General features: G+C 57.4%; 16 protein-coding genes. 11 read left to right on the top strand and 5 right to left on the bottom strand.

Annotation, left to right across the window (positions count from 1 at the left end; genetic code table 11):
- Window positions 1-133: 133 nt before the first annotated feature.
- The 8 genes from FS690_RS12055 (at window position 134) to FS690_RS12020 (ending at window position 8335) form a co-directional block, all read left to right on the top strand.
- Entirely contained in the window at window positions 134-736 is a 603-nt protein-coding gene (locus FS690_RS12055; protein ID WP_040113559.1) for an amino acid synthesis family protein, read from the top strand.
- The gene (locus FS690_RS12050) at window positions 708-1535 is read left to right on the top strand and encodes an alpha/beta fold hydrolase (RefSeq protein ID WP_071668374.1); all 828 of its coding nucleotides are present in this window, start codon (window positions 708-710) and stop codon (window positions 1533-1535) included. Before FS690_RS12055 ends, FS690_RS12050 begins: the two co-directional genes overlap by 29 nt.
- Before the next feature lie 3 nt (window positions 1536-1538).
- The gene (locus FS690_RS12045; RefSeq protein WP_104085811.1) at window positions 1539-2480 is read left to right on the top strand and encodes a flavin reductase family protein; all 942 of its coding nucleotides are present in this window, start codon (window positions 1539-1541) and stop codon (window positions 2478-2480) included.
- Window positions 2477-3514, top strand: coding sequence for an LLM class flavin-dependent oxidoreductase (locus FS690_RS12040; RefSeq protein WP_040113552.1), 1038 nt, complete (start codon window positions 2477-2479; stop codon window positions 3512-3514). The genes FS690_RS12045 and FS690_RS12040 overlap by 4 nt, the downstream gene beginning before the upstream one ends.
- A 12-nt stretch (window positions 3515-3526) precedes the next feature.
- A complete protein-coding gene (locus FS690_RS12035; RefSeq protein WP_040113550.1) occupies window positions 3527-4993 on the top strand; it encodes an aldehyde dehydrogenase in 1467 nt (488 codons plus the stop codon).
- Window positions 4994-5176: 183 nt separating this feature from the next.
- The gene (locus FS690_RS12030) at window positions 5177-6574 is read left to right on the top strand and encodes a cytosine permease (RefSeq protein ID WP_071668371.1); all 1398 of its coding nucleotides are present in this window, start codon (window positions 5177-5179) and stop codon (window positions 6572-6574) included.
- Between the two features lie 223 nt (window positions 6575-6797).
- Window positions 6798-7436: a leucine efflux protein LeuE gene (gene leuE, locus FS690_RS12025; RefSeq protein ID WP_040113891.1), complete on the top strand. Its 639-nt coding sequence runs from the start codon at window positions 6798-6800 to the stop codon at window positions 7434-7436.
- Between the two features lie 32 nt (window positions 7437-7468).
- On the top strand, window positions 7469-8335 hold the full coding sequence (locus FS690_RS12020; RefSeq protein ID WP_071668429.1) for a DMT family transporter: 867 nt from the start codon (window positions 7469-7471) through the stop codon (window positions 8333-8335).
- A 4-nt stretch (window positions 8336-8339) separates the two neighbouring features.
- Here FS690_RS12020 and FS690_RS12015 read toward each other — a convergent pair whose 3' ends face one another.
- On the bottom strand, window positions 8340-9671 hold the full coding sequence (locus tag FS690_RS12015; protein ID WP_145339671.1) for an aspartate aminotransferase family protein: 1332 nt from the start codon (window positions 9669-9671) through the stop codon (window positions 8340-8342).
- A 98-nt stretch (window positions 9672-9769) separates the two neighbouring features.
- Between FS690_RS12015 and FS690_RS12010 the strand changes: the two genes are divergently transcribed.
- Window positions 9770-10696: a LysR family transcriptional regulator gene (locus FS690_RS12010; protein ID WP_104085812.1), complete on the top strand. Its 927-nt coding sequence runs from the start codon at window positions 9770-9772 to the stop codon at window positions 10694-10696.
- Between the two features lie 140 nt (window positions 10697-10836).
- On the opposite strand, the gene betA is transcribed toward FS690_RS12010, so the two are convergent.
- From betA to betI, 3 genes are read right to left on the bottom strand one after another with little or no spacing between them, the layout of a single operon-like run.
- Window positions 10837-12516, bottom strand: coding sequence for a choline dehydrogenase (gene betA / locus FS690_RS12005; protein ID WP_071668369.1), 1680 nt, complete (start codon window positions 12514-12516; stop codon window positions 10837-10839).
- Window positions 12517-12540: 24 nt separating this feature from the next.
- Window positions 12541-14013, bottom strand: coding sequence for a betaine-aldehyde dehydrogenase (gene betB / locus FS690_RS12000; RefSeq protein ID WP_071668368.1), 1473 nt, complete (start codon window positions 14011-14013; stop codon window positions 12541-12543).
- A gap of 13 nt (window positions 14014-14026) precedes the next feature.
- Complete coding sequence (betI, locus tag FS690_RS11995) at window positions 14027-14623, bottom strand: transcriptional regulator BetI (RefSeq protein ID WP_145339670.1); 597 nt, start codon at window positions 14621-14623, stop codon at window positions 14027-14029.
- A gap of 249 nt (window positions 14624-14872) precedes the next feature.
- Here betI and FS690_RS11990 point away from each other — a divergent pair, with 249 nt between their 5' ends.
- Window positions 14873-16903, top strand: a complete 2031-nt coding sequence (locus FS690_RS11990) for a choline transporter (protein ID WP_145339669.1) — start codon at window positions 14873-14875, stop codon at window positions 16901-16903.
- Window positions 16904-17008: 105 nt separating this feature from the next.
- Window positions 17009-17986: a UV damage endonuclease UvsE gene (locus FS690_RS11985; protein ID WP_145339668.1), complete on the top strand. Its 978-nt coding sequence runs from the start codon at window positions 17009-17011 to the stop codon at window positions 17984-17986.
- On the opposite strand, the gene FS690_RS11980 is transcribed toward FS690_RS11985, so the two are convergent.
- Window positions 17973-18422 carry an OmpA family protein gene (locus FS690_RS11980; RefSeq protein ID WP_040113887.1) on the bottom strand — a complete coding sequence of 150 codons (450 nt, stop codon included), beginning with the start codon at window positions 18420-18422 and terminating at the stop codon, window positions 17973-17975. The genes FS690_RS11985 and FS690_RS11980 overlap by 14 nt on opposite strands.
- Window positions 18423-18437 lie beyond the last annotated feature (15 nt).

Genomic DNA, 18437 nt, shown 5'->3' with positions numbered 1-18437 from the left:
CTGGCGCATAAAAAGCAGGCAATTAAGGTATGACTGTATGATGGTATACCATGTTTTGACATCCCAAAAGTGGCGATGCTATACCCCTTTCACCAGTAGTAATTAACAAACCGTTAACTTGAAAGGGGTTTACATGCATCCGGATATTCGTAAAACCGTCGTCACCACTGAAACCGTGTATACCGATGGCGGCAAAGCGGCGGGCACGCCGCTGGTGATGATTGCGGCTGCAGCCGTGGTCAAAAATCCGTGGGCTGGCAGAGGCTTTGTTGAAGATCTGGCACCAGAAATCCGTGAAATGGCGCCGGTATTAGGCGAATTGCTGACCGGATTAATCGTTAAAGAAGCGGGGGGCGGCGATCGCGTGGTCGCCTATGGCAAATGTGCCGTTACCGGACTGAACGGCGAGCTGGAGCACGCCTCAGCGCTGATTCATACGCTGCATTTTGGTAATCACTACCGTTCTGCGGTGCAGGGCAAAACCTATCTGGCATTCAACAATACGCGCGGCCCGGCCAACACCCCGATTCTCGTCCCGATGATGGGAACAGAAGATGAGGGCTCGCGCGAACATTATCTGACCATGCAGTTCACCATCAATGATGCCCCGTTCAGCGACGAGATCGTGATTGCGCTGGGCGCTGCGCTGGGCGGCCGCCCGCATCATCGCATCGGTAACCGTTATCTTGATCTTAAAGAGCTTGGCCATGATCAGAAAAATCCAGCCGCTGTCTGAGGCGTCAGCGCAGGTCAGCTATCTCGAAGCGGGAGCCGGCACTCCGCTGGTGCTGATTCACGGCGTGGGCATGAATGCGGAAGCCTGGTTTCCCCAGATAGCGGTACTGAGCCGCCATTTTCGGGTTATCGCAGTGGATATGCCCGGGCATGGCGACAGCACAGGCTTCGGGCATCACGCGACGCTGACCGACTACGTTTCCTGGCTGGCAGCCTTTCTCGCCACTCAGCCAGAGCAGCGTTTTGCGGTTGCCGGGCACTCAATGGGTGCCCTGATCACCGCCGGACTGGCAATTGATTATCCGCACTCTGTCAGCCGCGCCATCGTCATGAGCGGCGTATTCAGGCGCTCAGCTGCGGCCCGCGCTGCGGTCCTGCAGCGCGCTCACGAGCTGGCAAGCGGTGATGTCCAGCTGGATGCGCCACTGGAGCGCTGGTTCAGCGCCACCCCGGAGGAGCAGCCGCTGCGTCACAGAGTCGGCGAGTGGCTGCAGCAGGTCAGCCCGGCAGGCTATGCGCGCGCCTATCAGGCGTTTGCTGAAGGCGACTCGCTGTATGCCGATCGCTGGGCAGAGATGCGCTGTCCGGTGCTGGTCATGACGGGCGAACTGGATGCCAACTCCAGTCCGGAAATGACACGCCAGATGGCCGGCGCAGCACCTTACGGTGAGGCGGTGGTTATCGATAACGCCAGACACATGTTGAATCTGACCGATGCTGAACGGGTCACGCAAGAGATGCTCTCTTTCCTTGAGCCGGTTGCAGCCCCCGTCACGTCACAAGAGCCTATTCAGGAGTAACTTATGGACGCAGATAAACGCAGAGAGTTGCGCGACGCCTTTGGCGCCTTTATGACGGGCGTAACCGTGGTCACGACCCGGGATGCTAAAGGTGAGCCGATTGGTTTCACCGCAAACTCTTTTTCATCGGTATCACTCGACCCGGCGCTGCTGCTGGTCAGCATCGACAAACGTTCGGCTAACTTTGAACATTTTACGCAGTGCCGCCATTTTGCCGTCAATATTCTGGCAGAACAGCAGAAAGAGACGTCAAACGTGTTTGCGCAGAAAATTGCCGACCGGTTTGCGCGCGTCAGCTGGCATCGCGGAGAGCAGGGCACGCCGCTGATTGATGAGAGTTCGGCCTGGTTTGAGTGTTCGCTGCATCAGGTGATTGACGCGGGCGACCACGCAATTCTGATTGGTAACGTGCTGCAGTTCGCTTCCAGCGGCACGGCGGGTCTGGGCTACTATCGCGGCGCCTATTTTACCCCTTATCAGCAGGCAGAGTCGCTGATTAGCGGGCCGGATGTTGTGGTCAGTGCGCTTATCGAGTCCGCCGGTAAGGTGCTGCTGGTCAGGCAGTCAGAGGGGTATGAGCTACCGGCACAAACCATGCGCGGCCGCAGCGTCGATGAAACGCTGACGCAGGTATTCAGCACGCTGCAGATTGCCGCCAGTCCGGGCTTTATCTACTCCATGTGGGAGGATCGGCAGAAAAAGCAGCAGCATATTGTCTTTTTATGCGCTCAGCCCACCGGCGGTACGCTACCCGCAGTTGACCAGGGAGAGTGGCGCGATCTGCAGGATCTGGCTGCAGTACCGGTGGCTAACGGTGCGCTGCAGGCGCTGCTGGGACGCTACATGCGTGAATATGCGGCGGGTAATTATGGCCTCTATTACGGCGATGAAGCGCAAGGTTCGGTGCGCCAGTTCTCTGTGTCAGCCCATCAGGAGGTGGTATGAAGCTTTCTCTGTTTCTGCATATGGAGCGCGTCTCGGCTGATGATGCACAGGATAAGCTCTACGAAGAGATGATGACGCTGTGCGAAATCGCCGATCGCGGCGGGCTGCATGCGATCTGGACCGGTGAGCATCACGGTATGAACTTCACCATTGCACCGAACCCTTTCATCAATCTGGTGGATATTGCGCACCGCACCCGACATGTGCGCCTCGGTACCGGCACCATTATTGCGCCGTTTACCCATCCGATTCGCCTTGCCGGTGAGGCGGCAATGACCGATATCATCACTAACGGACGGCTGGAGCTGGGTATTGCGCGCGGCGCCTATGCGTTTGAGTATGAGCGTCTGCTGCCGGGCCTTGATGCCTGGGGAGCCGGTCAGCGCATGCGGGAGCTGGTGCCGGCAGTAAAAGCGCTCTGGCGCGGTGATTATGCTCATCAGGGCGAGTTCTGGCAGTTCCCGTCCACTACGTCCTCGCCGTTACCCAAACAGCAGCCGCATCCCCCCATCTGGGTGGCTGCCCGCGATCCCAACAGCCATGAGTTTGCCGTTAAGCAGGGTTGTAACGTGCAGTGCACGCCGCTGCATCAGGGAGACGAGGAGATTGTGCGCCTGATTACCACGTTTAAAGAGGCGTGCCGGGAATACGCTCCGGAGCAGCCGCTAAAAATTATGCTGCTGCAGCACGGTTTCGTAGCGGCGGATGAAGCGGATGCACAGCAGGCAGCGCAGGAGCTGAACCGCTTCTACCACTACTTTGGCGCCTGGTTTAAAAACGAGCGTCCGGTGACGCAGGGGCTTATTGCGCCACTCAGTGATGAAGAGATTGCCGCTAACACCTATTACAGCGCGGAAAAAATGCGCCAGAACCTGGCTATCGGTACGGCGGACGAAGTGATCGCCCGGCTGAAAAACTATGAAGCACTGGGCTATGACGAATATGCGTTATGGCTCGACAGCGGTATGACCTTTGAGCGCAAAAAAGCTTCGCTGATGCGCTTTATTGAGCAGGTCGTTCCGGAATTCCACTAAGCGGAGAGAGAGATGGACGCGTTTAAACTCTATATTGACGGGCAGTTTGTAACCGGCGCAGCCTCGTTCACATCCCTGAATCCGGCGACCGCAGAGCCCTGGGCAACTATCGCTGGCGCAGAACAGCAGGAGACTGACCGCGCGGTGGAGGCGGCTGCCCGCGCGTTTACGTCAGAGGCATGGCGCGCGCTTACCGCCAGCGCGCGCGGTAAACTGCTGCTGCGGCTGGCCGATCTGATTGAGCGGGATGCGGCGCGGCTGGCACGCATTGAAACGCTGGATACCGGCAAAATTATTCGCGAGACGCAGGCGCAGATCGCCTATGTGGCGGAGTATTACCGCTATTACGCGGGCATGGCCGACAAAATGGAGGGGGCCACGTTAAGTATCGATAAGCCCGATATGGAAACGTGGGTCAGACGTGAGCCGGTGGGCGTGGTGGCGGCAATCATCCCCTGGAACAGCCAGCTGTTTCTGTCAGCGGTTAAAATCGGCCCGGCGATCGCCGCTGGCTGTACGCTGGTAGTGAAGGCAGCAGAGGTGGCTCCGGCTCCCCTTCTGGCGCTGGCAGAACTGATTGATGAAGCGGGTTTTCCGCCCGGCGTGATTAACGTCATCACCGGCTTTGCTGAGCAGTGCGGTGCACGGCTCACCGCACACCCGCTTATCGATCATATCGCATTTACCGGCGGCGCAGAAACCGCACGCCATATTATACGCGGCAGCGCGGAGAATCTCGCCAGCACCTCACTGGAGCTGGGGGGCAAGTCACCGTTTATTGTTTTTGCCGATGCCGATCTGGAGAGTGCGGCGAACGCTCAGGTGGCTGCGATCTTCTCAGCCTCGGGTCAGAGCTGCGTTGCAGGCTCGCGCCTGCTGGTAGAAGCCAGTATTAAAGAGGCGTTTATTGAAAGGCTGGTGAGTAAAGTGCGCAGCATTGTGATCGGCTGTCCGCAGCAGCCTGAAACGCAGTTTGGCCCGCTCTGCACGCTGCGCCAGAAACAGAACATTGAACAGGTCGTCAGCCGCACGCTGGAGCAGGGCGCTAAGCTGATTATCGGGCATGAGCCTGTTCACAAGCCTGGCTTCTATTATCCGCCTACTATTCTTGATTGCAGCAGCGTACCGGCAGCAGAGAGTGTCGTGCAGGAGCTGTTTGGTCCGGTGCTTTCGGTGCTGACTTTCAGCGGGGAAGCGGACGCGCTGCGGCTGGCTAACGGCACCGAATATGGTCTTGCCGCCGGCGTCTTTACGCAAAATCTGACGCGCGCGCATCGCATCACGCGCCAGCTGCGCAGCGGTGTGGTCTGGCTGAACACCTATCGGGCAGTCTCACCGCTGGCACCCTTTGGGGGCTATGGCAAATCAGGATTCGGGCGCGAGGGCGGCACTGACGCCGCGCTGGAGTACACCACAACCAAAACGGTATGGCTGCGCACCAGCGATGAGCCCATCGACGACCCATTTATCATGCGTTAATTCCCTTTCCGGCGCTGGCCATTCACATCCCCGCCCGCCGGATCGCTAAGTATCAGGAGTCTTACCGCCAGCAGTTTCTCCTGCGAGAAGACGAGACGCACATCGTCGGGATGGCTATGGCATGACAACGCCAGTGATGTATCTGCAACACATAATAATTCTGCATCTCAACTGGAGGGTAAGGTGGAAAAATCATCACGTCAGGGGCCGTTTATCGAGAACAAGTCGGTGGATTATGTGCCGGTGTCTGAGCGGCACGGCAAATCGCACAGCCTGTTCACGCTCTGGTTCTGTACCAATATTGCTCCGCTGGCGGTGGTCAGCGGGGCGATCGCAACCGAAACGTTTCATCTTAATGTAATTTCCGCGCTCTCTGCGATTATCGCCGGCCATCTCTTTGGTGGCATCTTTCTTGCGCTGACCTCAGCGCAGGGGCCGAAAACCGGCATTCCGCAGATGGTACAGAGCCGCGCGCAGTTCGGGCGCTATGGTTCGCTGCTGGTAATCAGTTTTACTACCGTGATCTATCTGGGGTTCTTTATCTCCAATATCTCGCTTTCGGGCCGGGTAATTAACAATGTCATTCCGGCGCTGCCGGTGGCGAGCGCAACGATTTTAGGCGCCGTGCTGGCAACAGCGATCGGCGTGATAGGTTACCGCTTTATTCACCGGATCAATAAAATTGGCGCATGGATCATGGGCGCGGCCCTGCTGCTGGGACTGACGCTGATGCTATCGCAGCCACTACCGGCAGACTTCTGGCAGCGCGGATCGCTGAGCGCGGCAGGCTGGTTCGGGACCTTTTGCATTGGTGCGGTGTGGCAAATCAGCTTTTCACCTTATACCTCAGATTATTCGCGCTATCTGCCTGCGGATGTGGGGATCGCCCGTCCTTTCTGGGCGACTTACCTCGGCGCCTGCGGCGGAACTATCCTGGCGTTTGTCTTTGGCATGATGGCCGTCAGTATTGCTCCGGCGGATGACGCCATGATGGCGGTGCGTCATGCCACCGGCTGGCTGGGACCGCTGCTGATGATCCTGTTTCTGGTGAATATCATCTGTCATAACTCCATGAACCTGTACGGGGCGGTGTTATCGCTGATAACGGCCGTGCAGACCTTCCGTCCGCACTGGACGCCGGGGGCGGCGGTGCGGCTGGTGGTGTCCGCTCTGGTATTGACAGGCAGCATTTTGATTGCGCTGGCGGCGTCGCAGAACTTTGTCGCATTTTTTATCAACCTGATTCTGGCGCTGATCGCCGTACTGATCCCGTGGATTGTGATCAACCTGCTCGACTTCTACTACGTCAATAAACAGCACTACGACGTGGCAGCCATATTTCAGGCGGACGGAGGACGCTATGGGCGGCTTAATACACAGGCGCTGCTGGTCTATTTTGCCGGGATCCTGGTGCAGGTTCCTTTCATCGAAAATGCGTTTTTCTCCGGTCCCTATGCAAAACTGATCCCGGGCGTGGATATCTCATGGATTATCAGTCTGGTTGTAACCAGCATCGCCTATCCGCTGTTTCATCGCAGGCATCAGCCGGTATTGACCGTACTGCCTGAAAGCAAAGTGTAATAACCGGGCAGGGATGCCCCGGTCTGCTTCCCGCTTTAGCAACGAACGTGCTGTTGTCTGCGACCTTCTCATGCACGGCAACCGCACGCAACAGAGGTGCGATTTATGCGGGATACCTGCTAACATAGCGCGCGGCAGCGTCGCGCTGTCGTCTGGTTAACCCGGTATAAATATTATGATTACGCCGTGCGAATAACGCGTGGCGAATGGAGCTATGGCACTAATGTTGCAAGATTTAGGCATTATCGATTTATGGACGTTTCTGGCAGGTGCGCTGGTGATTATTCTGTTACCCGGCCCGAACAGCCTCTATGTTTTACGCACCGGCATGGGCCGCGGCATGAAAGCTGCGTCTAAAGCGATTGCGGGCGTCATGGCAGGCGATCTGATCCTGATTTTTCTTGCCTGGGCAGGGGTTGCTACGCTGATCCGCACCAGCCCGCACATTTTTATGATGGTGCGCTATCTGGGCGCGATGTTTTTACTTTATCTGGGTATCAAAATCATCATGGGCGCACTGCGCCAGCGCGCGGATGCGCAGCCTGCTGAGCCGGTCAAAGCAGAAAACTACTTTCTGCGTGCGGTACTGCTGGGGGTGACTAACCCTAAAGCTATCCTGTTCTACGTCTCTTTCTTTATTCAGTTTATCGACCCCAAAGTCACTCATACCGCGCCGGCGTTCGCCACGCTGGGTGCGCTGATCCAGCTTATCAGCTTCAGCTACTACTCCGTGCTGCTGGTGGCGGGCGCGGTGATGGTCCGCTTCCTGCGCAGCCGCACGCGGCTGGTTAAATTTGCCAACATGCTGACCGGTATGCTGTTCTTTGGTTTTGCCGTCCGGCTGGTGAGCGCCCAGAGCTGATGGCAAACACGCACGCTGCGGAGAGATAAATGATAGCCAGACAACGTCAGGCGGATGCCCTGCTGGTGAGCACCACGCTCATCGCGGCATTTGGCTGGATCTGCTCACGCGAAGCGATAGCTGGTATGCCCGCGCTGGCCTTTGTTGCGCTGCGCTTTCTTTCGGCCAGCGTGGTACTGCTGCTGCTGTGCCGTGCCGCCGAGCTGCGCCATACGCTGCGGAATATCAGGCCGGTTCTGATGAGCGGGCTGCTGCAGTCTGCTTATATGCTGCTGTGGATTTATGCCGTCGCCACCACGCGCTCGCTGGGTGAGGGGGCTTTTATTATGAGCCTCTCAATGCTGTTTGTGCCGCTTTTTGCCTGGGTTATTCTGCGCAGCCGGCCGGCGCGTGCGTTCTGGCTCTCCCTGCCGGTGGGCATCGCGGGGCTGGCGCTGCTGACGCTCAGGCAGGATCTCCATTTTGAACTGAGCCAGCTCCTGTTCCTCGGCGCCGCGCTGGTTCAGGCAGTCTACTTCTGTTTCACCACCCGCTTTGCCGCGACGGTCCCTGTCTGTCCGCTGGCCACGGTACAGCTCGCCTGCACCGGCGCGGTAGCAGGCGTGCTGTCGCTGCTCTCTGAAAGCTGGCCGCAGGAGATCACGCTGGCTTCCTGGAGCTGGCTGGCGGCCAGCGCGCTGCTGGCGACCAGCCTGCGCTTCTGGCTGCAGCTGAAAGGACAGAGCATGACCAGCGCGGCAAATGCCGCACTGATCATGATCCTGGAACCGCTGCTGACGGTGCTGGCGGCGGCCCTCTGGTATGGCGAAGCGATGTCGGCCCGGCAGATGCTCGGCTGCCTGCTGATATTACTGTCGCTGCTCTATTACCGTCTGCAGCAGGCGAAAGCGCTGGCGTAATCGCTTAAGCAAGGCGATACAGCGCATCGCTTACCGCATTAAACAGCCTGTCAAGTTCGTCAGGCTGAGCAGAAAACATCGGACCAAACTGCAGCGTGTCGCCGCCAAAGCGAACATAGAATCCCGCCTTCCATAACAGCATGCCCGCTTCAAAAGGGCGCAGCGTGGCATCACCTTCACGCGGCGCCAGCTGAATCGCCCCGACCAGCCCGCAGTTGCGAATATCCACCACGTGCGGACAACCGCGCAGCGCGTGGAGCTGCTGTTCAAACAGCGGTGCCAGTTCAGCCGACTGCGCTATCAGCGACTCCTTTTCCAGCAGGTCAAGCGTGGCGATAGCCGCTGCGCAGGCGACCGGATGGGCGGAATAGGTATAGCCATGCGCAAACTCCACCGCATGCTCTGGCAGCGGCTGTGACATATAGGCGTGATAGATTTCGCTGCTGGCGGCCACGCCCCCCAGCGGGATGGCGCCGTTGGTGATCTGCTTGGCAAAGTTAAGCAGATCCGGCGTCACGCCAAAGTACTCTGCGCCGGTCCAGCGTCCCATGCGGCCAAAGCCGGTGATCACCTCATCAAAAATCAGCAGGATGTTGTGCTGCGTGCAGATCTCACGCAGGCGCTGCAGATAACCCCGTGGCGGAATGATGGCTCCGGCGGAGCCGGAAAGCGGCTCAACAATCAGCGCGGCGATGTTTGACGCATCGTGCAGCTCAATCAGTTTCAGCATCTCATTGGCCAGCGCCTCGCCTCCGGTTTCAGCCTGACCCGGCGTGAAGGCGAGGTCGCTTTGCAGCGTATGCGGCAGGTGATCCGCATCCATAAACTGACCAAACATTTTGCGGTTGCCGCCAATGCCGCCGAGGCTGGTGCCGGCGATGTTCACACCGTGATAACCGCGGGCGCGACCGATCAGTTTGGTTTTGGCCGGCTGGCCTTTGGCGCGCCAGTAGCCGCGCGCCATTTTTACCGCGGTGTCTGCCGCTTCAGAACCGGAGCCGGTGAAAAAGATATGGTTGAGATCGCCCGGCATGTACTGCGTGATACGTTCTGCCAGCTGAAACGAGAGCGGATGGCCATACTGAAAGCCGGGGGAGTAATCAAGCACGCCGAGCTGCCGGCTTACCGCCTGCTGGATCTCACTGCGCGTGTGGCCAGCGCCACAGGTCCACAGCCCTGACAGACTGTCATAAATGTGTCGCCCTTGATCATCGGTAAGCCAGCGTCCCTCCGCTGCCACGATAAAGCGCGGATCGCGCTGGAAATTACGATTGGCGCTGGAGGGCATCCAGTGCGACTGCAGGTTCAGGGAAGCGGTATCTATGCGTTCGGACATGGCGGGTTCTCCAGAGTGTATAGCCAGAGTTTGCAATCAGGCATCGGTTAAGTTAAATGCTAATTAACTTAAGTTTAGTCAGCGGAAAACTCACCTGAATGAAACCTAAAACCCTGGCGCAGGTTACCGATTTCGATCTGCGTCTGCTGCGGCTGTTTAAAGTCGTTAGCGAATGCGGCAGCTTTACGGCTGCCGAGAGCAGGCTGGGCATTACCCGTTCGGCGATCAGCCTGCATATGAGCGATCTGGAGAAGCGTCTCGGGATGCGGCTCTGTCAGCGCGGAAGGGCGGGATTTGCCCTGACGGATGAGGGGCGCGAGATCCTGCGCCACAGCGCCAGCCTGATGGCGGCGGTTGAGGATTTTCGCCAGCAAATAAATCAGATGCATAAACAGCTGCGCGGTGAACTTAATATCGGCATTATCAATAATCTGGTGACGCAGCCGCGTATGCAGATTACGCAGGCGCTGGAAGCGTTACGCGAAAAGGGTGCGGAAGTCCGCATTAATATCAGTATGCTTACGGCCGCTGATATTGAGCAGGGTTTGCTTGACGGACGTCTGCACGTGGGCGCGCTGCCCTATACCGCGCCGGTGTCGGGCCTGGTCTATATGCCGCTCTATGAAGAGATCTCCTGTCTTTACTGCAGCAGTACGCACCCGCTTTTCAGCCAGGCGCATGAGGCGGATCCAGCGGTGCTGCATCGCTATGAAGCGATAGCGCCTGGCTACCGTCTGAGCGCGGAAGCCGCTGCGCTGCATCGGTCACTTAACTGTACGGCCACAGCCTCTGACCGGGAAGGTATCGCTTTTCTGATCTTAACCGGACGCTATATCGGCTTTCTGCCCGATCACTATGCGGCACGCTGGTGTGAGCTGCAGCAGATGCGTGCAATTGCGCCTTCGCGGCTGCGCTTCGGCAGCCAAATCGCGATTGTGACCCGGCAGGGAGAGCGCCGGAATGCCATTCTGCAGCATTTTCTGGCAGCAGCAGGCGCGGAAAATGAAGCTGCCACACTATCATAATTACAACATACTATTAGTTGATTAACTAACTCGTTCAGCTTCAGTGTCGGCTGGTCCGATCGGGCATTCGTCGTGGCATGTTTCACAGCGAGGATAAGACGGTATGAAGCAGGGCAGCATTGCGCTGCCCTGCAGAGAGGTTATGCCCGTACAGGCTCACCGCGCACCGGGCGCTCGCCGGCAACATAGTAGTCGGCAGTGCTGCGTGGCAGCGGATCGCGACCGCGAATGTTATCCGCAATCTTCTCGCCAATCATAATGGTTGTCGCATTCAGGTTGCCGGTGATGATCAGCGGCATGATGGAGGCATCGACCACGCGCAGCCCCTGCAGGCCATGCACGCGACCTTCACCATCGACCACGGCCATCTCATCGCTGCCCATTTTACAGGTGCCGCAAGGGTGGTAAGCGGTTTCACCGTGGTTACGCACAAACTCATCCAGCTGCTCATCGGTCTGGCAGTCGATTCCCGGACTGATTTCGCGACCGCGATATTTATCCAGCGCCGGCTGGTTGATGATTTGACGCGTAATGCGAATCGCATCGCGGAACTCATGCCAGTCCTGTTCATGCGACATGTAGTTGAACAGAATGGCCGGATGGCGGCGCGGATCGCGTGATTTGATCCGCACGTGACCCCGGCTTGGCGAGCGCATAGAGCCAACATGGCACTGGAAGCCGTGCGCTTCAACCGCGTTAGAGCCGTTGTAGTTAATGGCAACCGGCAGGAAGTGATACTGGATGTTAGGCCAGTCGAACTCTTCCCGGCTGCGAATAAAGCCGCCGCCTTCAAACTGGTTGCTGGCGCCGACGCCGGTACCGTTGAACAGCCATTCGGCGCCGATTTTCGGCTGGTTCCACCACTTCAGCGCCGGATAAAGAGAGACCGGCTCTTTGCACTCATACTGCAGATACATCTCCAGGTGGTCCTGCAGATTCTCACCCACGCCGGGCAGGTCGTGCACGACCGGAATATCAAACTGCTGCAACAGCTCTGCCGGACCGACGCCTGAACGCTGCAGGATCTGCGGCGAGGCGATGGCGCCAGCGCACAGCAGTACTTCACGCCGCGCATAGACCGTTTTCGGGGTGTTACTGCCGCCCTCAAGGTATTCAACGCCGGTCGCGCGCTTGCCGTCAAACAGAATGCGATCGGTGGTCGCATGGGTAATGATCTTCAGGTTCGGACGTTTCTTCGCGGTATCAAGATAGCCGCGTGCCGTGCTGGAACGGCGGCCTTTTGGCGTAACAAAGCGATCCATCGGGCCAAAGCCTTCCTGCTGATAGCCGTTCAGATCGTCGGTGCGCGGATAACCCGCCTGCACGCCTGCTTCAATCATTGCCGCAAACAGGACGTTGTTATCCGGCTTACAGGTGGTGATGCTGACCGGACCTTCGCCGCCGTGATAGTCATTTGCGCCGATATCACGCGTTTCTGACTTGCGATAGTAGGGCAGGCAGTCGAGATAGCTCCACTGCTCAAGACCGGGCGCTTTGGCCCAGTTATCGAGATCCATCGCATTGCCGCGGATATAGCACATGCCGTTGATCAGCGAAGAGCCACCCAGCCCTTTACCGCGCCCGCACTCCATGCGGCGGTTATTCATATAAGGTTCCGGCTCGGTCTCATACGCCCAGTTGTAGCGCTTACCCTGCAGCGGGTAAGCCAGGGCCGCAGGCATCTGAGTGCGGAAGTCAAAGCGGTAATCGGGTCCACCCGCCTCCAGCAGCAGTACGTTGACATTGCTATCTTCGGTCAGACGGGTAGCCAGTACGTTTCCTGCGGATCCGGCTCCGATAATGACGTAATCAAATTCCATTAGTCGCTCCTCAGGTAAGCTCAATTAAAATACTGACTGAAAACGGGTCATTTCGATCTGCACCGATTTAACCTGGGTGTAATTCTGCAGCGTCATCACGCCGTTTTCACGGCCGATGCCGGAGTGCTTATAGCCGCCTACCGGCATTTCAGCGGCGGATTCACCCCAGGTGTTGATCCAGCAAATACCGGCTTCAATCTGGTGAATAACGCGGTGCGCGCGGTTAAGATCCTGCGTGACCACGCCCGCGGCCAGACCATATTCGGTGGCATTAGCGCGACGCACGACCTCTTCTTCGCTCTCATAGGTGAGAATGGACATTACCGGGCCAAAAATCTCTTCCTGTACGATGGTCATTTCGTCGCGGCAGTCGGTAAAGACGGTTGGTTCAACCCACGCGCCCTGATCAAATTCAGCGCCGCTCATGCGCTTACCGCCGCACAGCAGCGTAGCCCCTTCGCTGATGCCCGATTCGATATAGCGCATTACGTTGTCGCGATGGGCAAAGCTCACCAGCGGACCAAAGTTCGTGGCCGGATCGGCGAGGTCGCCCGCTTTGATACGCGCCACGCGTTCGCTGATTTTGGCCTCGAATTCCGCTTTTACCGCTGCGGGAATAAAGACGCGGGTGCCGTTGGTGCAGACCTGACCGGAGCTGTAGAAGTTTGCCATCATGGCGATGTCAGCAGCGAGGTCGAGATCGGCATCATCAAAGATAATCAGCGGAGATTTACCGCCCAGCTCCATCGTGACATCTTTCAGTGTCGAGCCGGCAGCGTTTGCCATCACTTTCTTACCGCTGGCCACGCCGCCGGTGAAGGAAACTTTGTCGATACCAGGATGATCGGTCAGCAGCTGACCGGTCACCGCGCCGCGTCCGTTCAGCACGTTGAAAACACCATCCGGCACGCCGGCCGCGGTGTAGATCTCAGCCAGCTTCAGCGCGGTCAGCGGAGTGACTTCACTGGGTTTGAAAATCATGGCGTTACCCGCAGCCAGTGCCGGTGCCGATTTCCACAGCGCAATCTGGATGGGATAGTTCCACGCGCCGATCCCGGCCACCACGCCGAGCGGTTCGCGGCGGGTATAGACAAAAGAGGTGTCGCGCAGCGGGATCTGCTGGCCTTCCAGTGAAGGGATCAGCCCGGCATAGTACTCCAGTACATCAGCACCGGTGACAATATCTACCGCCTGGGTTTCGCTGAACGGTTTACCGGTGTCCAGCGTTTCGAGTTCCGCCAGTTCGTCATTACGTTCACGCAGGATCTCCACCGCACGCCGTAAGATGCGCGAGCGCTCCATCGCCGTCATCGCAGCCCAGATTTTCTGGCCTTTTTTCGCGGCTTCAACGGCGCGATCGACATCCGCACGCTCAGCTTCATGGACTTCTGCCAGCACATCGCCATTAGCAGGGTTGATACTCTGGAAGGTGTTACCTGCTGCAGAGGGGACAAATTTGCCATCAATGTAGAGGTGCTGTTCGGTGAATCGGGACATGGTTTCTCCTTCCTCAGTGATTCGGTGAGTCAGCCAGTTGCTGACGAATAAATTGGGTGGTAAGCGTTCTGGCAATCGCTAAATCAAAGGGCTTGCCACTCAATGCGGCACGCAGCCACAAGCCATCAATCATAGAAGCCAAACCGTAAGCTGCCAGTCGGGCCTGCTCGCGCGGCATTTCCCGGCGAAACTCTGCAGCCAGGCTGGAGAACAGGCGGCGACTGCTGACCCGCTCTAACCGGCCCAGCTGCGGCTGATGCATGCTGCTTGCCCAGAAGTCGAGCCACGCTTTCATGGCGGCACTGTGCAGCTGGGTATCATCAAAGTTGCCTTCCACAATGGCCAGCAGGCGCGCTTCGGTGCTGGCGTTTGCCAGCGGTTTAAGCCGCATGGCAACGGCTTCGCGCAGCTGACGCGTGACATCACGCATGGTGGCTTCCAGCAGGCCATTTTTGTCTTTGAAATAGTGACTGATGATGCCGGTAGAGACGCCAGCCCGTCGGGCAATTTGCGCGATGGTGGCGTAGTTAATTCCTACGTCGTTGATGGTATCCAGCGTCGCATCAATCAGTTGCCGGCGACGTATCGGCTGCATTCCTACCTTTGGCATCACTTCCGCTCCACCTCAAATCGAGACCCCTATTAAAACTTTTTTTGATTGCACGTTCAATATAAAAAAGAAAGTTGTTAGGATGGTGTGCTTCGTTTGTTACAAAAGCCAAACGGTGAGCTACGCTTGGTAGCGATTTATCACCGTGCCCAACTAACGGAGGTAAAGCAGGGAGTACAACAACAAGATCAGCCACACTGATCGCATCAATTTATTGAGTAGTTACAGGAAATTAACCAGAGGTTATCGATGATTAATCCACCTGCCAGTGAAAAGGACAGAATTAATCCCGTGGTGTTCTTCACCTCGGCCGGACTGATTCTGACATTTTCACTTGTCACCATTCTCTATAGCGACCTTGCGGGCGCCTGGATCCAGACAGCGGTAAACTGGGTCTCAACCACGTTTGGCTGGTATTACATGCTGGCCGCCACGCTCTATATCGTTTTTGTGGTCTATATGGCCTGCTCGCGCTATGGCGCGATTAAGCTCGGGCCGGAGCAGTCCAAACCGGAGTTCAGCCTGCTGAGCTGGTCGGCGATGCTGTTTGCCGCCGGTATCGGGATCGATTTGATGTTTTTCTCCGTTGCAGAGCCGGTGTCGCAATATATGCAGCCGCCGGAGGGGGCCGGACAAACCATGGAAGCGGCGCGTCAGGCGATGGTCTGGACGCTGTTTCACTACGGGCTGACCGGCTGGTCAATGTACGCACTGATGGGGATTGCGCTCGGCTACTTCAGCTACCGCTATAATCTGCCGCTCACCATTCGCTCTGCGCTCTATCCGATCTTTGGTAAACGCATCAACGGACCGATTGGCCATACCGTGGATATTGCTGCGGTAGTCGGCACCATTTTTGGTATCGCTACCACGCTGGGTATCGGCGTCGTACAGCTGAATTACGGCCTGAAGGTGCTGTTTGATGTTCCTGAAGGGCTGACCGCGCAGATGGCGCTGATTGTCCTGTCGGTGATCATTGCGACGATCTCCGTCACCTCGGGCGTCGACAAAGGTATCCGGATCCTGTCTGAGCTGAACGTGGCGCTGGCGCTCGGCCTGATCCTGTTTGTGCTGTTTATGGGCAAAACGGACTTCCTGCTGAACGCGCTGGTGCTGAACGTTGGCGACTATATCAATCGCTTTATGGGCATGACGCTGAACACGTTTGCGTTCGATCGTCCGACCCAGTGGATGAATAGCTGGACGCTGTTTTTCTGGGCGTGGTGGGTCGCCTGGTCGCCGTTTGTTGGCCTGTTCCTGGCGCGTATCTCACGCGGCCGCACCATTCGCCAGTTCGTGCTTGGCACGCTGATCATTCCCTTTACGTTTACCCTGCTGTGGCTTTCTGTCTTTGGTAACGCCTCGCTGTATGAAATTATTCACGGCGATGCCGGCTTTGCGCAGGAAGTGATGGCGCATGCTGAACGCGGCTTTTACAGCCTGCTGGCGCAATATCCGGCGTTTAAGCTCAGCGCGTCGGTGGCGACCATTACCGGGATGCTCTTCTACGTGACCTCAGCGGATTCCGGTTCGCTGGTACTGGGTAACTTCACCTCAAAGCTCAAGGATATCAATAGCGATGCGCCTAACTGGCTGCGTATCTTCTGGTCAATCGCGATCGGGGTGCTGACTATGGGTATGCTGATGACCAACGGTATTTCTGCACTGCAGAACACCACGGTCATCATGGGGCTGCCGTTTAGCTTTGTGATCTTCTTTGTGATGGCCGGCCTGTGGAAGTCGCTGAAAGTGGAAGATCATCGTCGCGCCAGCGCCGTGCGTGAAACCGCGCCTTATATTCCCTCAAGCAGCGATCGCCTGAGCTGGAAGAAGCGGCTGTCGCGCCTGATGAACTATCCGGGCACGCGCTATACGCAGCGCATGATGGAGACCGTTATCTATCCGGCGATGGAAGATGTGGCGAAAGAGCTGGAGCTGCGCGGGGCGCGCGTCATGCTGGAGAAAATGCCGGCTGAAGAGGGACAGGCGCTGGGTCACCTTGAGCTGCGTGTGGATCTCGGTGAAGAGCAAAGCTTCATGTATCAGGTCTGGCCGCAGCAATATTCGATTCCCGGCTTTACCTACCGCGCCCGCAGCGGTAAATCGCACTATTACCGTCTGGAGACATTTTTACTGGAGGGTAGCCAGGGCAACGATCTGATGGACTATAACAAGGAGCAGGTGATTATCGATATTCTCGATCAGTATGAACGCCACCTGAACTTTATCCATCTGCATCGTGAGGCACCGGGCAGTAATCTGACCTTCCCCGAGATGTAACCCTCCGGGCAGCTGCGACCATGCAGCTGCCCGTTTTCTTTTCTCTCCGCCTCGCGCATTCCTGTCTGAGAGCTAGACTCACTAGCTGCTGTTAAGGGGAATTCTATGAAACTGGGTTTTGCGTGTAAGTATTTCGATCATGAGGCGAAGCAGCCTTTTCCATTCAAAAGCACCACCCGTACCCGCTTTCTGGGCATGCAGGGTGATGCCGCCGCCACGCTGCTAATTGGGCTGGCCCGTACTAACCTCACCAATCTTCATGCTCTGCTGGAACAGCTCGCCACGCTGCCTGATGCACTGCGCATGATGCGTATCGGCAGCGATCTGCTGCCGCTCTATACCGTTCCGCAGGCTACGCCACTCTACCGCGAGGCGATGCCGGAGCTGGCGCCGCTGTTTGCCCGCTGTGGCGAACTGGCGCGCGCCAGCAATATTCGGCTCTCGTTTCATCCCGGACAATATACCGTGCTGGCGTCTGATAATGAGGGGGTGGTGGAGCGTGCAATTGAGGATGTTGAATATCATGCCACCTGTGCCGTTCTGATGGGCTATGGACAGCGTTTTCAGGATTTTAAAATCAATATCCATATGAACGGCAAAAAGGGGTTTGCTGGTTTTCGCGATGCGTTTATGCGGCTCAGCCCTGAGGCGCGTAATATGCTCACGGTAGAGAATGATGAGGTTTCCTGCGCGCTGGATGATGTGCTTCAGGCGCGCGAGCTGTGCGCGGTGGTGCTGGATATTCACCATCACTGGGTAAAAGAGAATGCCTTTATCAAACCTGACGATGGCCGGATTGCACAGATTATCGACTCCTGGCGCGGCGTGCGTCCGGTACTGCACTACTCGATTGCGCAGGAAGGATTGATCCCCGATAGCGGTTTTCCCGATCAGAACGCGCTGGCAGCCTCCAAAATGAAGCTGCGCGCGCATTCGGACTACTTCTTTAATCAGACGCTAAACGACTGGGCGCTCTCGTTTGACCGGTTCGATATCATGTGCGAAGTCAAAATGAAAAACCTCGCCCGCGACCGGCTCTATTTCTATGCGCTGGAGCGCGGTGGTCACGCTACGGCGCTGTGATCACAATAGCGACGCGGCGGTTCTGCGCACGCCCCTGCGAGGTACTGTTGCTGGCAACCGGCACCCGCATACCCAGCCCGCGCGTCACAATATTCGCGCGCGGGACGCCGCTGCCGGCGGCCCACTGCTGCGCGACGGCATTGGCGCGTTTAAGTGAAAGCTGCTGATTATAGCCCGCTTCACCGTAGTTATCGGTATGACCATCAATGCGCAGATGCGTAATACCGGTAGCTGCCAGCAGGCTTGCCGTGGAGGCGATGCGCTGTTTACTGGCCGCGGTAAGGTCTGACTCATTAATGCCAAACAGGATGCGGTTGGGTAATCCCAGCCCCCAGCCTTCGCTGTTCTGACTAAAGCCCTCCTGCTGCAGCGCTGCAACCTGGGCACGGGTAAAGCCGCCGGACTGGCAGCCCGCGCAGGTGAGTATCAGCGCCATCAGGCAACCATAGAT

Source organism: Pantoea sp. PSNIH1 (assembly GCF_007680655.1).
GTDB classification, from domain to species: domain Bacteria; phylum Pseudomonadota; class Gammaproteobacteria; order Enterobacterales; family Enterobacteriaceae; genus Pantoea; species Pantoea eucrina.
This window is presented reverse-complemented; position numbering and strand designations above follow the sequence as displayed.